This is a genomic window from Flammeovirga sp. AWQ4_249, from assembly GCF_056161045.1.
Genome location: NZ_JBSWYJ010000052.1, coordinates 22,079 through 35,453, shown reverse-complemented (window position 1 = coordinate 35,453; position 13,375 = coordinate 22,079). Strand labels below are relative to the sequence as shown.

14 protein-coding genes and 1 tRNA gene are annotated in these 13,375 nt (G+C 33.3%); 6 read left to right on the top strand and 9 right to left on the bottom strand.

What is annotated here, in order from left to right:
* Positions 1-17: 17 nt before the first annotated feature.
* From ACXAHM_RS23270 to gloA2, 3 genes are all read left to right on the top strand, one after another.
* Positions 18-89 (top strand) — tRNA-Glu (locus ACXAHM_RS23270).
* A 169-nt stretch (positions 90-258) separates the two neighbouring features.
* On the top strand, positions 259-651 hold the full coding sequence (locus ACXAHM_RS23265) for a hypothetical protein (protein WP_474965632.1): 393 nt from the start codon (positions 259-261) through the stop codon (positions 649-651).
* Between the two features lie 86 nt (positions 652-737).
* A complete protein-coding gene (gloA2, locus tag ACXAHM_RS23260; RefSeq protein ID WP_474965630.1) occupies positions 738-1,127 on the top strand; it encodes an SMU1112c/YaeR family gloxylase I-like metalloprotein in 390 nt (129 codons plus the stop codon).
* Between the two features lie 77 nt (positions 1,128-1,204).
* Here gloA2 and ACXAHM_RS23255 read toward each other — a convergent pair whose 3' ends face one another.
* The gene (locus tag ACXAHM_RS23255; protein WP_474965628.1) at positions 1,205-2,374 is read right to left on the bottom strand and encodes an iron-containing alcohol dehydrogenase; all 1,170 of its coding nucleotides are present in this window, start codon (positions 2,372-2,374) and stop codon (positions 1,205-1,207) included.
* A gap of 200 nt (positions 2,375-2,574) precedes the next feature.
* Here ACXAHM_RS23255 and ACXAHM_RS23250 point away from each other — a divergent pair, with 200 nt between their 5' ends.
* The gene (locus tag ACXAHM_RS23250; RefSeq protein WP_474965626.1) at positions 2,575-3,381 is read left to right on the top strand and encodes an SDR family oxidoreductase; all 807 of its coding nucleotides are present in this window, start codon (positions 2,575-2,577) and stop codon (positions 3,379-3,381) included.
* Positions 3,382-3,431: 50 nt separating this feature from the next.
* Here the strand turns inward: ACXAHM_RS23250 and ACXAHM_RS23245 are convergent, their stop codons facing one another.
* The 8 genes from ACXAHM_RS23245 to ACXAHM_RS23210 form a co-directional block, all read right to left on the bottom strand.
* Complete coding sequence (locus ACXAHM_RS23245; protein WP_474965624.1) at positions 3,432-3,842, bottom strand: response regulator; 411 nt, start codon at positions 3,840-3,842, stop codon at positions 3,432-3,434.
* Between the two features lie 229 nt (positions 3,843-4,071).
* Positions 4,072-5,568 (bottom strand): GH3 auxin-responsive promoter family protein, encoded by a 1,497-nt coding sequence (locus ACXAHM_RS23240; protein WP_474965621.1) that lies wholly within the window; start codon positions 5,566-5,568, stop codon positions 4,072-4,074.
* 17 nt (positions 5,569-5,585) lie between these two features.
* On the bottom strand, positions 5,586-6,485 hold the full coding sequence (locus ACXAHM_RS23235) for a cation diffusion facilitator family transporter (protein ID WP_474965619.1): 900 nt from the start codon (positions 6,483-6,485) through the stop codon (positions 5,586-5,588).
* Position 6,486: 1 nt separating this feature from the next.
* On the bottom strand, positions 6,487-7,470 hold the full coding sequence (locus ACXAHM_RS23230) for a bifunctional heptose 7-phosphate kinase/heptose 1-phosphate adenyltransferase (protein WP_474965617.1): 984 nt from the start codon (positions 7,468-7,470) through the stop codon (positions 6,487-6,489).
* 72 nt (positions 7,471-7,542) lie between these two features.
* Complete coding sequence (locus tag ACXAHM_RS23225) at positions 7,543-8,748, bottom strand: pyridoxal phosphate-dependent aminotransferase (RefSeq protein ID WP_474965615.1); 1,206 nt, start codon at positions 8,746-8,748, stop codon at positions 7,543-7,545.
* Positions 8,749-8,856: 108 nt separating this feature from the next.
* A complete protein-coding gene (locus tag ACXAHM_RS23220; protein ID WP_474965612.1) occupies positions 8,857-9,198 on the bottom strand; it encodes a hypothetical protein in 342 nt (113 codons plus the stop codon).
* A gap of 112 nt (positions 9,199-9,310) precedes the next feature.
* A complete protein-coding gene (locus tag ACXAHM_RS23215) occupies positions 9,311-10,024 on the bottom strand; it encodes a hypothetical protein (RefSeq protein WP_474965609.1) in 714 nt (237 codons plus the stop codon).
* 115 nt (positions 10,025-10,139) lie between these two features.
* On the bottom strand, positions 10,140-10,601 hold the full coding sequence (locus ACXAHM_RS23210; RefSeq protein ID WP_474965607.1) for a hypothetical protein: 462 nt from the start codon (positions 10,599-10,601) through the stop codon (positions 10,140-10,142).
* 278 nt (positions 10,602-10,879) lie between these two features.
* On the opposite strand from ACXAHM_RS23210, the gene gpmI reads away from it, so the two are divergent.
* Positions 10,880-12,403: a 2,3-bisphosphoglycerate-independent phosphoglycerate mutase gene (gpmI, locus tag ACXAHM_RS23205; RefSeq protein ID WP_474965605.1), complete on the top strand. Its 1,524-nt coding sequence runs from the start codon at positions 10,880-10,882 to the stop codon at positions 12,401-12,403.
* Between the two features lie 174 nt (positions 12,404-12,577).
* Positions 12,578-13,345 (top strand): ParA family protein, encoded by a 768-nt coding sequence (locus ACXAHM_RS23200; protein WP_474965602.1) that lies wholly within the window; start codon positions 12,578-12,580, stop codon positions 13,343-13,345.
* Positions 13,346-13,375 lie beyond the last annotated feature (30 nt).

The following is a 13,375-nucleotide window of genomic DNA, read 5'->3' as shown; positions in this document are numbered from 1 at the left end:
CTTAAAATCAATACCCCGCTCCGTTCGTCTAGGGGTTAGGACGCCAGGTTTTCATCCTGGTAGCACGGGTTCGAATCCCGTACGGAGTACATTAATCCTGTTTCAGAAATGAGACAGGATTTTTTTTTGCCTAATTTTTTTAAAAGTTATCCATCAAGTTTTTCCAAAAATTTGAAACACTTCTTATTTAAATTCGTTAACTTATATGAAATTAAATAAGGCCAATGGCCAAAAAACATTGTCAAATTAATTAATAAAATGAGCAGAAAAGACAACCCATTCGAAGACCTATTGAGAGATTTTGTTTTTCCTAGAATGTCAGACGAGACACAAAAGGACAAAGTAAAGAAAACGATCAAGAATGTATTCGAAGCCGTACAAGGAGCAGTAGAAGAAGCACAAGAAGCTTCAAAAACTGTAGATGTTGAAGTAAACGAAGTAAAAACTGATGATCCTGATGTAAGAAACATTAGAGTCGATATCAAACAGAAGAAAAAGAAGAAGAAAAAAGGGCAAGAAGCTACTTCTGAGAATTCTTCTGATGAAGTTACTCAACTAAAAGAGCAGATACAGCAATTAAAATCACAGCTATCTGATAAGGAAGATATCATCCAACTTCTAAAAGATCAGATTAAATCGCTGAAAAAATAAATTCAAGTCGTCCAATTTAAGGCATACCTCTAGGGGTGTGCCTTTTTTATTTTATCTTGCAAAAATTAATTCATTAAAATCAAAGTATGCTCCAACTTAACAAATTACATCACATCGCCATTATCTGTTCAGATTATCCAAAATCTAAAAAATTTTATACTGAAATAATGGGATTTGAAATCATAAAAGAAGTGTATAGAGAAGAAAGAGATTCATGGAAATTGGATTTATCTTTTAATGGAGAATACTTGATTGAATTATTTTCGTTTCCTGATAATCCACCAAGAGTATCTTGGCCTGAAGCAAGAGGTCTAAGACACATTGCTTTTGAAGTGGATAGTATAGAAGAAAGTGTGAGTTTTTTAAAGGAAAAAAAGATCAAGGTTGGCGATATTATGGTGGATCCCTATACAGATAAGAAATTTTGTTTCTTTGATGATCCAGATGAATTGCCTATAGAGCTTTATGAGATGTAAACTCGAAGAAATTTAATAAAAAATGCCTTTAATGATGAAATTTCATTAAAGGCATTTTTATATAAAAAGAAGTGAAATTAAATACTCATTTCCACAATCTCTTGTACTTTTTCTAAAGTAATATCACCTCTTTCGCCAAGACCCAACCATTTTCTTTCAGAAAAACGGTCTACAATTGTTTTAGCAACCTCAGCAGTATTATCTGTATAGTCAGAGATCTTTGTTTTAATATTCATTGAATGGAAGAATTCTACAGTTCTTTCGATCGTAGCTTGTGCTCTTTCTTCTTCAGAACCTTCAGTAATTCCCCAAACTCTTTCACCATACTGAACTAGCTTATCTTTTTTGTTATTAAACATCACTCGATATAAGTTAGGGCCAATAATCGCTAAAGTTCTTGCATGATCAATCTCAAACATTGCTGTCAATTCATGGCCAATCATGTGTGTTGCCCAATCCGTAGGAACACCTTGTTGGATTAGTCCATTTAAGGCCATTGTACAACACCACATGAAGTTTCCAGCTAAAGAACTATCCGCAGGGTTAGCAATAACCTGAGGAGCAATTTCTACTAACGTTTGTAAGATACCTTCTGCAAATCGGTCTTGTAATGGAGCTTTTGCGGGATACGTTAAATATTGTTCTAATACGTGAGTAAAAGCATCTGTAATACCATTGACCACTTGTCTTTCTGGAAGAGAAGCTACAACTCTTGGGTCCAATACAGAGAATTTTGGAAAACATAATGGACCTCCAAAAGCTAATTTCTCTTTTGTACTTTCACGCGTCACCACAGATCCAGAATTCATCTCAGACCCTGTAGCTGGGAGCGTAAGTACTGTACCAAATGGAACAGCTTCTTTTACTTTTTTACCTAATCCTTTTTTGATAATATCCCATGGATCACTTTCTGTAAATGGTATAGCTACGCACAGGAATTTAGTAGCGTCAATCACTGAACCTCCACCAACAGCTAAGATAAAATCGACATTTTCTTTGATGGCTAATTCTCTTGCTTTCATGATCGTTTCATAACGAGGGTTTGGCTCAATTCCACCAAAATCAATGACATTACGACCTTCAAGCGATTTTTTTACATCGTCGTAAATACCATTCTTTTTGATACTACCACCTCCAAAAACAAGTAAGATATTTTTAGCTTCAGCTGGAACATAATTGTTCACCTCTTCAATTCTTTTTTCACCAAAAACTAATCGAGTAGGATTCCAAAGTTCAAAATTTTTCATTGTTGATTATGTATTTAATAACGGTTTATATGTTTGAACAACTATTTAATTAAAGTCAACTTAATTTACTAGGTTTTGTTCTGATATTTTTGGTTTCAATAGGAAAAAAGATCAGTAATTATTCATGTCCAATAAAAAAGAAGAAGATTAATATTCAATAGTCAGACATCTTTTTAACTTTGTGGAAAATAATATAAACTATGAGTACTCAGCAAACATTATTTATTACAGGAGCTTCTTCAGGAATTGGTCGTTCTATCGCAGAAGCTGCAGTTGCAAAAGGTTACAAAGTGATAGGAACATCACGAAATCCGGAAACAACAAAAAACAAGTTAGAAGGTGTTCAGTATGTTGCTTTAGATGTTTCTAGTTCAGAAAGCATCGCCCAATGTTGGGAGGAAATCAAAGATGAAAAAATTGATGTGCTTATCAATAATGCCGGTCAATCTCAAATTGGTCCGGTAGAAGAGACAAGCCTAGAAAAATATAGATATTTATTTGAAGTAAACTTCTTTGGTTTAATTGATTTGACGAGAAGAGTTTTACCTCAAATGAGAGAAAGAAGAGCAGGGACAATTATTAATATAGGTTCACTGAATGGTCGATTTGCTGCACCTTATTATTCTGCTTATGTTGCTACAAAATTTGCAGTGTCTGGGTTTACTCAGTCTTTACGAAGTGAGATGAAAGAATTTAATGTGACCGTGGCATTAGTAGAGCCTAATCACATTGCTTCGAATATTGTTCCTGATTTTAACTGTTCAGAGGATTCAGAATATTTCCCATATGCAGATAATATTCGTCAGAGCGTAAAAGGAAGTATGTCAGAAGCAGAATCATCAACTGTAATTGCCGATACTGTCATGAAGGTTATTGAAAAGAAAGCACCATCACCGGTATATGTTTCAGGTGGAAATGCTAGTTTATTGGCATTTGCGAAACGTTTGCTACCTGATGCAACTGCTGAAAATATGATTCGTAAAGCCTATGGTTTAGGAAAAAAATAGTTTGGTGCTTTCCATAAAAAAGGTCGCAATTTTTAAGTTGCGACCTTTTTTTATTCATCTGGCAAAATTTCACCAACAGAGATTAGTGCTTCTTCTGTTAGTGGTTTTGTGATAAATCTTATAACATATTCATTATTGACGATTCGTTCTATATCTGACTCATTATCTGAGCTAGAAAGAATAGCGATTTTACATTTTTGTTTTAAATCTTCAGGGAAACTTTCAAATTCATACAAAAAGACAAAACCATCAACTATTGGCATATTGATATCCAATAATATTAAGCTTGGTAGATTGCCTTTTAAATCATATCGTTCTTGTAAAAATTCTAAAGCCTTTTTACCAGAGTTCTTGATTACGGTTTCTTCCGCAAATTTAGTTAGCTCTATGATCCTGCTGTTGATAAAATTATCTGTATCGTTATCATCAACTAACAGTATAGTATTTATTTTTTTACTCATAATCGGATCTCTGACAGTAGTACGAAATTTATAACTAGCTTGGTTTTTAAAGATTTCTAATTCTATCTAAGATAGTAATTTTAAGAGAGTGCTTTTATAAAATCTTTATTTAATGCTATTAGCTCTTTGAATAATGTATAATTTCAAAAACTATGCATTTTTTCTTTTTACCTTATCGAAATTAAAAAAAATCTCTCAATAAATACTGAGATTCATTGAGAGATTTAAATTATTTTTTCCATTCTACGATCTTATCGGCAATCTTTCGATCATTAGAAAGCCTTGGGACTTTATTTTGTCCTCCTAACTTACCAATTGATTTCATGTATTGCTGAAAAGCATCTCTTTGTAATGGTGTAATGACTAATGTTCTCGTGATACTACCTGTGATTAAATCATCATAGTATGTATTCAGTTCTCTTAATTTATTGTCTAGGCAAAGTGAAAAAGCCTCCAAATCATTCGGTTCATTCTCAAAAGAGATAAGCCATTCATGATAAGGTAATCCTTCTGAAACAGTTACTTGAGGAGCAACAGAAAATTCAGTGATTTCTACTTCAGGGAATTGACTTAATGCATGTTTCATGGCCTTTTCTACTTCTTCACCGATAACATGTTCACCAAAAGCAGAAATAAAGTGTTTGATTCTACCAGATACGATAACTCTGTAAGGATCTTTAGAAACAAATTTTACAGTATCACCAATTGAGTATCCCCAAAGTCCAGCATTTGAATTAATAATTAAAGCATAATTTTTATTCAATTCTACCTCATCAATTTTTAGACGAGTTGGGTTTTCATCAAAGTACTCTTCGCTTGGAATAAACTCATAGAAAATTCCTGAGTCCAACTGCATCAACATTCCTTCTTCGTGTTGAGAATCCTGAAATGCAAAGAATCCCTCTGATGCAGGGAATAATTCTATGGAAGGTAAAGTTTTTCCAATGGAATCATACAATTTCTTTCTGTATGGTTCAAAATTTACACCACCATAAATGAATAGTTCGAAATTAGGAAAAACTTCATGAATCGGTTTACCAGTACGTTCGATTATTCTATCAAAATACATCTGTACCCAAGGTGGAATACCTGAGATAAGTGACATATCTTGAGCAATTGTTTCATCAATAATACGTTCTAATTTGATTTCCCAATCTTCAATACAATTGGTATCATAGCTAGGCATTTGATTTGAACGTAAATAACCTGGAACATGATGATTGACAATTCCTGATAATCTACCTGATAATATATTACCTGATTTGCCTAAAACAGGGCTTCCAGAAAGGAAGATTAATTTTTTATCTAAGAATTTAGATTTACCAGATTCATGGATATAATTCAGCATTGCATTTCGTGCTGAATTAATATGGTTAGGAATGGATTCTTTTGTCAAAGGAATATATTTTGCTCCAGAAGTAGTTCCTGAAGTTTTAGCAAAATAGATAGGATCTCCTTTCCAAAGAATATCACTTTCTCCTTTTATAATACGGTCAATGTAAGGACGTAGTGCCTCATAATCGACAATAGGGACATTTTTTTTGAAGTCTTCATAATTTTTTATGTCACTAAAATTATGATCTCTACCGAATGCCGTATTTTTCGCACCTTGAATCAAAGATTGGAAAACATTGTCTTGAGTTCGGCTAGCATTCATCGCCCACTCATTTTGTTGTTTTACGACGTAAGCTGCAAATGGCTTACTCAAAAAAGATCTAAATCCCATAGTTAAGGAAGTCTGTTTTAAAAAGTTTCGTCCTTCAAAGGACTAGGTTCTACATGAATGAGTATGTCAGCTATTTCATTAAAATCTTCTTTTAGAGAATCTTTGACTTTGTGTGCAATATCATGACCTTCTCTTACTGTAATTTCTCCATCAACAATAATATGAAGATCTACATAAAACTTAAAACCCATTTTACGAATAAAGCACTTTTCTGTGTCAATAACACCATCTACTTTTACAGTTTCTTGTTTTACTTTTTCAATTAAGTCATCATAAAGGTTTTCGTCCATAATTTCGCCAAAGGCAGGACGGAAAAGTAAGTAACTATTGAAGAGTATTATACCTACTGCAAATAAAGCAGCCCAAGAATCTGCAGTTTCATAGCCTTCTCCACCATAAATAGAGATAGCTATTCCGATAAAAGCAGATAATGATATTAATGCATCACTCTTATGGTGTCCTGCATCTGCTTCTAAAGAAGAACTGTTTAATTTTTTACCTCTATGTAATACATATCTATAAAGAAAAAATTTGACAGAAATAATTCCTCCTAGTACAATTAAAGTGTAAGAAGAAGGAGTGTCAATTTCTCCAGAAATAATTCGATTGATACTTTGGACTGCAATAATAATTGCAGAAGCAACAAGAAAACCGACTGTAATAAAGGTAGCTATTGGTTCAAATTTACCATGACCATAAGGATGATTATCATCTGGAGCCTTCGTTGAAAAATTTAAACCTGCTAAAATGACAAAGGAAGAAATGATATCTGCACAAGATTCAATGGCATCAGCAATCATCGCTTGAGAATTTCCTAAAACACCAACTGTACCTTTTGTAACAGTCAGTAAGATATTTCCAATAATGCTATACCAGGTTGTCTTAAATGCAGCTTTTTTTTCTTCCTTTGAAATCATATTATAATTTCTTTTCTGCTTCAGAAAGAAGAGCAGATTTGTCGATCGGAACTACACCAACATGTTCGCAGACTAAACCTCCACCTAAATTGGCAAGACCAGCCACTTTGTCCATTGGTAATCCGATGGCCAATGCAAGTGAAGCAATACTAATAACTGTATCACCAGCACCAGAAACATCAGCGATCTCTCTTTTATGAGCAGGAATGTGAACATTTTCATTATGATCAGTAATGAAGACTCCATGTTCAGAAAGAGTAACCATTGTGTGTTGGTTATCCATTTTTTCTTTTAGCAATTTTGTTGCTTCAGAGACTTCATCAATCACTTCACCATCATAATCAAACTTTAAACCTTCTCTCATTTCTTTGAGATTGGGTTTAAATAAAGTAACACCTTCATAGGCTAAGAAATTGCGTTTTTTTGGATCGACCGTGGTAGGAATTCCTTTTCTTTTGGCAATTTCAACAACTTTAGCAATTAATTCTGGCGTGAGAACACCTTTATCGTAATCCTCGAAAATGATAACATCAGCTTCCTCTGATAAAGTTTCAATTCGCTCTAATAAAAGAGCAGTATCTTCTTTTCCAATAGGAGAGCTGTCTTCATTGTCAATACGTAAAACATGTTGAGCACTTGCAATAACTCTATGTTTTACCGTTGTTATTCTATTTTCACTTTGAACAAGCCCATCTTTAGAAATACCTAATTGGTCACAAAGGTCCAAGAAAGTATTCGCATCCCCATCTTTACCTATTACGGCACAAAGGATAGGTTGAGCACCCAAATAGTGAATATTTTTTGCTACGTTGGCAGCACCACCCATTCTTGATTCTCTGTTTTTGACATCAACAATTGGGACCGGAGCTTCTGGAGAAATACGGTCTACTGATCCCCATATGTAGGAATCAATCATTACGTCTCCAATTACTAAAGCTTTTAAGCCATTGAATTTATCTAAGGCGTCTTTAATACTTAGTGCCATTTTTAAATTAGGTTATAAGGCGATAGAATGCCTATTTATTATTCAGTTACAAAGTGAACTAAATAGTATGATTTACTTTAAGTTGGCTAATGCTTCCTTAATTTTTGCACAAGCAGCAATTAATTCATCATCTGATGCTGCATAAGAAATACGGATACAATTTGGAGCACCAAAAGCAGCTCCTGCAACCGTTGAAACATGTGCTTCATTTAAGAAATATAGTGCAAGATCAGAAGAATCTTTAATGACTTTTCCATTAAAAGATTTACCAAAATAAGAACTGAAATCAGGGAAGATATAGAAAGCACCTTGTGGTAAGTTTGTTTTCACACCTTCAATTTCGTCTAATAAACCTTTTAATAAATCTCTTCTTCTTAGATATGCACTACGCATTTCTTCAATTACAGATTTATCTCCTTTCAATGCTGCAATTGCAGCTCTTTGTGTGATTGTATTAATACCTGAAGTCACTTGACCTTGGATAACAATACAAGCTTTGGCAACATGTAATGGAGCAGCGATATAGCCAATTCTCCAACCTGTCATTGCAAATCCTTTAGAAAAACCGTTAACTACAATAGTACGGTCTTTTACATCATCAAAAGAAGCGATGCTTACATGAGGACCTCCAAAATTGATGTACTCATAGATTTCATCAGAAACAATGTAGATGTTATCGTGCATTTTCACTTCATCTGCAATAGCTCTTAATTCTTCTTTAGAAAAAACAGTTCCTGTCGGATTACAAGGAGAAGAAAATAAAATAGCTTTTGTTCTTGGTGTGATCGCCGCTTTTAATTGCTCAGCAGATACTTTGAAGTCATTATCGATATCTCCAGCCAGAATAACAGGCTTACCACCCGCTAATACAATTTGGTCTGTATAAGAAACCCAATATGGAGAAAATACAATGACTTCATCACCTTCATTAAGTAAACTCAACATTACATTCGCAATGGAGTGTTTTGCACCAGCTGAAACAACAATGTTTTCCATTTTGTAATCCAAACCATTTTCAGTTTGAAGTTTTTCAGCGATAGCTGTTCTTAATTCAGGATAACCAGGAACGGGAGGGTATGAAAAGTATTTACCATCATCGATAGCTTGTTTTGCAGCATCTTGAATATATTGTGGAGTAGCAAAATCAGGTTCACCCAGGTTTAACTTTATGACATTAACACCTTTTGCTTGTAATTCTCTTGCTTTAACTGCCATTACTAAAGTGGCAGACTCTGTAATATTATCAAATCGATTTGATAAAGTAAGTTTTGATTCCATCCTATTACTTTTTATTAAATTCCTCAATTCTAGATTGTAGACTGCGAAATTAAGCTTTAGAATGAATACCTACCTACTTTTATAGTAATTAAATATAAATGAGATGGATTATTTACTGAATAGTAAGTTTTCTTGACAATTTTTTTCTGCAATTACAAAAACCATATGATGTTGTTGCTCGTTCACTTCAGCTTTGATTTTATAGACTTCATTACAATAATAAAGCATGAACTCATATTTTTCCTTTTCCAAAGTGATGGCAGTGATATTCAGAGTATTTAAACGAGCAATCAGTTTTTCTTCTGTATAGATTTCTAGGTGCAATCCATTTAGATTTTCAGAATCATGATTAATGACCTCTAAGAGAACTTTTGATGTTTCATTAGATTCTACATTTGGATTTAGAAAGAGAGAACTGAAGGGAAGGATAAAAAAGAGTAGGTGAGTCATAATAGTGCGGGTTTAGTAGAAAAGGTTGATATTCAATAATTTACTAAAAATTAGGCATAAAAAAAAGGTGCTATTTGTTAAAAACAGCACCTTCATATATCGTTGAGTTTATTTAGAAATTACTCACATCTTTTGGAGTATCAATAAATACACCTTCAGTAATTTCAACAGTTCCGTTATCTGAAACACCTTTGAAGCTAAACTCTCCAGATAATTTATCATCACCTGTTTGAGTAAATTTCAGCTTTAAGAATTGTGTTAAGTCTCCTCCAATTGCAGCTTGACTAATGCTTAATACATTTGATGTTTTTACTTCAACATCTTTTTCTGAAGCTAAAGCCAATACTCTTGCCATTTCACTAGTATCTACATATTCTTTGATTAAACTGAATAAATCGTCAGTATTTACATCTTCAATATATAAAACTGAAACTTGAGCTAATGTAGGGTTTGTCACGAGATTAGCCGCTAGTGTTGTTGCTTCTAAAAGGCTCGTTGGTGCAATATTTATTTCGTTTGCAGGATCAGTAGAAACTAATTCTGAGTTTAAGAAAAATACAATTGCATCTCCTGTTGTGTTACCACCTGTGATTGATACATCTAAATCAGTGAAATAAAGAGTCGTTAACTGAACATCTCCTGAAATATCATTAAGTCTGTAACCTGAGAAGTTTTCAAAATTTCTTGATGCACCATCTACTTTTGCACTTGCATCACCATAATCTAAAACGGCATCAACTAAGTCGTTAACAGCATCATCAATTGCATCAGTACAAGAAGTAAAAACAAATAGTGGTAGAATGAATAGAATAAAAAGCTTTTTCATAATTGTTCTTTATTAAAAAATAAGTTGCTAAATAAAAATATATCAGACCTATTTAGGTGATAGATCTGATATAAGGACAATTGTTAATGCTTGTTAGACAAATACTATGCAAGTTTTATCTTTTTTTGCCAGAAATAGAAAATAATTCTGTTCCTGATATTCTATAAGTTAATGTCAATCTTCCATCATCATTAACGACACCAGATAATGAGCCATTACTTTCCGAATTGGTAATCTTTAACAGCTGAAATGAAGCATTCTCTCTTTGTTTTTCAACATTTACATCAGTGTATGTACTCTTTAAATAATCTTGTTGAGAAGAACCAAATTTTACGGATGCAGCTTCAATAGCAATTTGTATATCAACAATCCTATCATCTTTTTTAATAAATCGAATTACATCTGTATCTGGGATATTAGATAGGTTGGATTGCCCCTGACTTGTTTTCGCAGAAATAGACAAAACGGAATATGTACCTTCCACTGCAGATGCAGTATTTGCAATATCAGAGTTATTACATGAAGAAAAATAAAAAAGTGTACTTAAGAGAATAAGGTTTTTTAAGATAAGTTTCATATGACTGAGAATGGGTTGATAGTGTTAATGGTTAATCCAAGATAAGAAATTAATAATTAGGATTATAGGATAATTTCAAGAATCATTTCATATTAATCAAATAGGAGAAAACTTTCTTTTAAAAATTCTAATTCCATTAATCATAAGGGTGATTTTAACACTTTAAAAAGTCTATGTTTCAACCCTACATTGTGATGAATATCATTTATAAAAGTGATAACAAAATGTATATTTGCCCACGATTATTTTATTAATAAGAATACGATAAAATTATTATCATGAACAAGAAAACAATCTTAATGATCTTAGATGGATGGGGAATTGGTCCTGATCCGAAAGTATCTGCTATTGCACAAGCAAATACACCTTTTGTAGATTCATTATATGAAAAATATAAGCATAGTAAATTAGAAGCTTCTGGGCTTGCAGTTGGACTTCCTGAAGGTCAAATGGGTAACTCTGAAGTAGGACATATGAACTTAGGTGCGGGTCGTGTAGTATACCAAATGTTAGTAAGAATCAACCAAGCTGTTCAAGATGGTTCTATTGCTGATATTAAAGAATTACAAGACGCATTTGCTTACACTAAAGAAAACAATAAAAAAGTTCACTTTATGGGCTTAGTGTCAGACGGTGGTGTTCACTCACACGTTGGACATTTAAAAGGTCTTCTTACAGCTGCTAATGCTGCAGATTTAGGAAAAGATCAAGTTTTTGTTCATGCTTTCACTGATGGTCGTGACTGTGATCCAAAATCAGGTAAAGGTTTTATTGCAGATGTTGAAGATCATATGGCAAAAACGACTGGTCAAATTGCTTCTGTAGTTGGACGTTACTATGCAATGGATAGAGATAACCGTTGGGAAAGAGTAGCTTTAGCTTACAATGTAATGGTAAATGCAGAAGGTGAAAAAGTAACAAATCTTCAAGATGCTATTCAAGCTTCTTATGATGAAGATGTTACTGACGAATTCATCAAGCCTTTAGTTAATTCTGTAGATGGTGAGCCTATCGCAAAAATTGAAGAAGGTGATGTTGTTCTTTGTTTCAACTTCCGTACCGATAGAGGTAGAGAAATTTCTCAAGCTCTAACACAAAGAGATATTCCAGAAGGAGGAATGACAAAATTGGATATCAAATACCTTACAATGACAATGTACGATGAGACATTCAAAGGTGTTGATGTGTTATTCCATAAAGATAACTTATCACAAACATTAGGTGAAGTTTTAGAAAGTGCAGGTAAGAAGCAGATCAGAATTGCTGAAACTGAAAAATATCCTCACGTAACATTCTTCTTCTCTGGTGGACGTGAAAAAGAATTTGAAGGTGAAACTCGTTTATTAGCTCCATCTCCAAAAGTAGCTACGTACGATTTACAACCTGAAATGAGTGCTTACGATATCAGAGATAAAATTGTTCCTGAATTAGAAAAAGGAGACGCTGATTTTGTTTGCTTGAACTTTGCTAACGCTGATATGGTAGGTCATACAGGTGTATTTGAAGCAGCAGTTGCAGCATGTGAAGCTGTTGATGCTTGTGCAAAAGCAGTTGTTGAGACTGGTTTAGCGAACGGTTATTCTTCAATCGTTATTGCTGACCATGGTAACTCAGACGTAATGATGAACCCTGACGGTTCTCCAAACACAGCACATACAACTAACTTAGTACCATGTATCTTTGTAGATCCTGATTTTGATGGTGAAATTAAAGACGGTAAGTTAGGTGATATTGCTCCTACAGTATTAAAAATCGTAGGTGTTGATCAACCAGAAGAAATGACAGGTGATTGCCTAATCTAATTAGGATTACTTAGTAGAATATAGAAAGAAGGTTACTCTTAGGGGTAGCCTTTTTTTATTTTATTTAAAATTGGAAAAATTATTGCACCCTTCATTATAATTATTTCGAATTTTTATCGAACTTAAATCACTGATATTTTAAATACGTAAAGCTATTACGAACTTTTTATAAAAATGGAGCATCAAGCAAAAGTCATTGCCATCGTTAATCAAAAAGGAGGAACAGGAAAAACAACAACAACAACAAACTTAGGTGTTGCTTTAGGAAAACTAGGTAACAAAGTATTGTTGATTGATATGGATGCTCAAGGTAATATGACTTTTCATTTTGGTGCACAGAATGATTATACTAAATCAATCACTCATGTATTGACCGAAAATATTGATATTCAAAATGTAGTTATTGAGAAAGAAAGTATTTTTATAGCTCCATCTGACGTTTCTCTTGCTGATGCAGAAGTATCTATGGTTAATGCTGAAGGAAGAGAGTTTTTATTAAAAAAAGCAATTGAAAAGGTAAGAGATCAATATGATTTTATATTAATAGATTGTGCTCCAGCTTTATCAGTGTTAAGTATCAATGCATTGACAGCAGCAGATCATATCTTCGTTCCTTTACAAATGGAAGTATTGAGTATGCAAGGATTATCTCAAATCTTAGATACTGTTTTCCAAATAAAAGAAACCTTAAATAATCATTTGACAATACTAGGTATTTTACCGGTAATGTTTGATAAAAGAAGGACGGTTACTCATGAGATCCATAGTCATATTAAAGAAACTTTTGGAATTAGAGTTTTTGAGAATAATATAGGAATAGATGTGAAATTAGTGGAAGCTCCATCGTTTGGACAATCTATTTTTGACTATGCACCTTTATCAATGGGTGCAATGTCTTATATGAGAGTAGCAAGAGAACTGTTATCGATTTTACCAAAGTAATATGGACAATTAGTTCATTACTAAGTATCT

Bases quoted from the DNA above. Each gene is read 5' to 3' on its own strand.
- ACXAHM_RS23230 (WP_474965617.1), bottom strand. From the start codon at position 7,470: ATGGCACTAAGTATTAAAGACGCCTTAGATAAATTCAATGGCTTAAAA.
- ACXAHM_RS23200 (WP_474965602.1), top strand. From the start codon at position 12,578: ATGGAGCATCAAGCAAAAGTCATTGCCATCGTTAATCAAAAAGGAGGA.
- gpmI (WP_474965605.1), top strand. From the start codon at position 10,880: ATGAACAAGAAAACAATCTTAATGATCTTAGATGGATGGGGAATTGGT.
- ACXAHM_RS23220 (WP_474965612.1), bottom strand. From the start codon at position 9,198: ATGACTCACCTACTCTTTTTTATCCTTCCCTTCAGTTCTCTCTTTCTA.
- ACXAHM_RS23210 (WP_474965607.1), bottom strand. From the start codon at position 10,601: ATGAAACTTATCTTAAAAAACCTTATTCTCTTAAGTACACTTTTTTAT.
- ACXAHM_RS23235 (WP_474965619.1), bottom strand. From the start codon at position 6,485: ATGATTTCAAAGGAAGAAAAAAAAGCTGCATTTAAGACAACCTGGTAT.
- ACXAHM_RS23245 (WP_474965624.1), bottom strand. From the start codon at position 3,842: ATGAGTAAAAAAATAAATACTATACTGTTAGTTGATGATAACGATACA.
- ACXAHM_RS23265 (WP_474965632.1), top strand. From the start codon at position 259: ATGAGCAGAAAAGACAACCCATTCGAAGACCTATTGAGAGATTTTGTT.
- ACXAHM_RS23255 (WP_474965628.1), bottom strand. From the start codon at position 2,374: ATGAAAAATTTTGAACTTTGGAATCCTACTCGATTAGTTTTTGGTGAA.
- ACXAHM_RS23215 (WP_474965609.1), bottom strand. From the start codon at position 10,024: ATGAAAAAGCTTTTTATTCTATTCATTCTACCACTATTTGTTTTTACT.
- ACXAHM_RS23225 (WP_474965615.1), bottom strand. From the start codon at position 8,748: ATGGAATCAAAACTTACTTTATCAAATCGATTTGATAATATTACAGAG.
- ACXAHM_RS23240 (WP_474965621.1), bottom strand. From the start codon at position 5,568: ATGGGATTTAGATCTTTTTTGAGTAAGCCATTTGCAGCTTACGTCGTA.
- ACXAHM_RS23250 (WP_474965626.1), top strand. From the start codon at position 2,575: ATGAGTACTCAGCAAACATTATTTATTACAGGAGCTTCTTCAGGAATT.
- gloA2 (WP_474965630.1), top strand. From the start codon at position 738: ATGCTCCAACTTAACAAATTACATCACATCGCCATTATCTGTTCAGAT.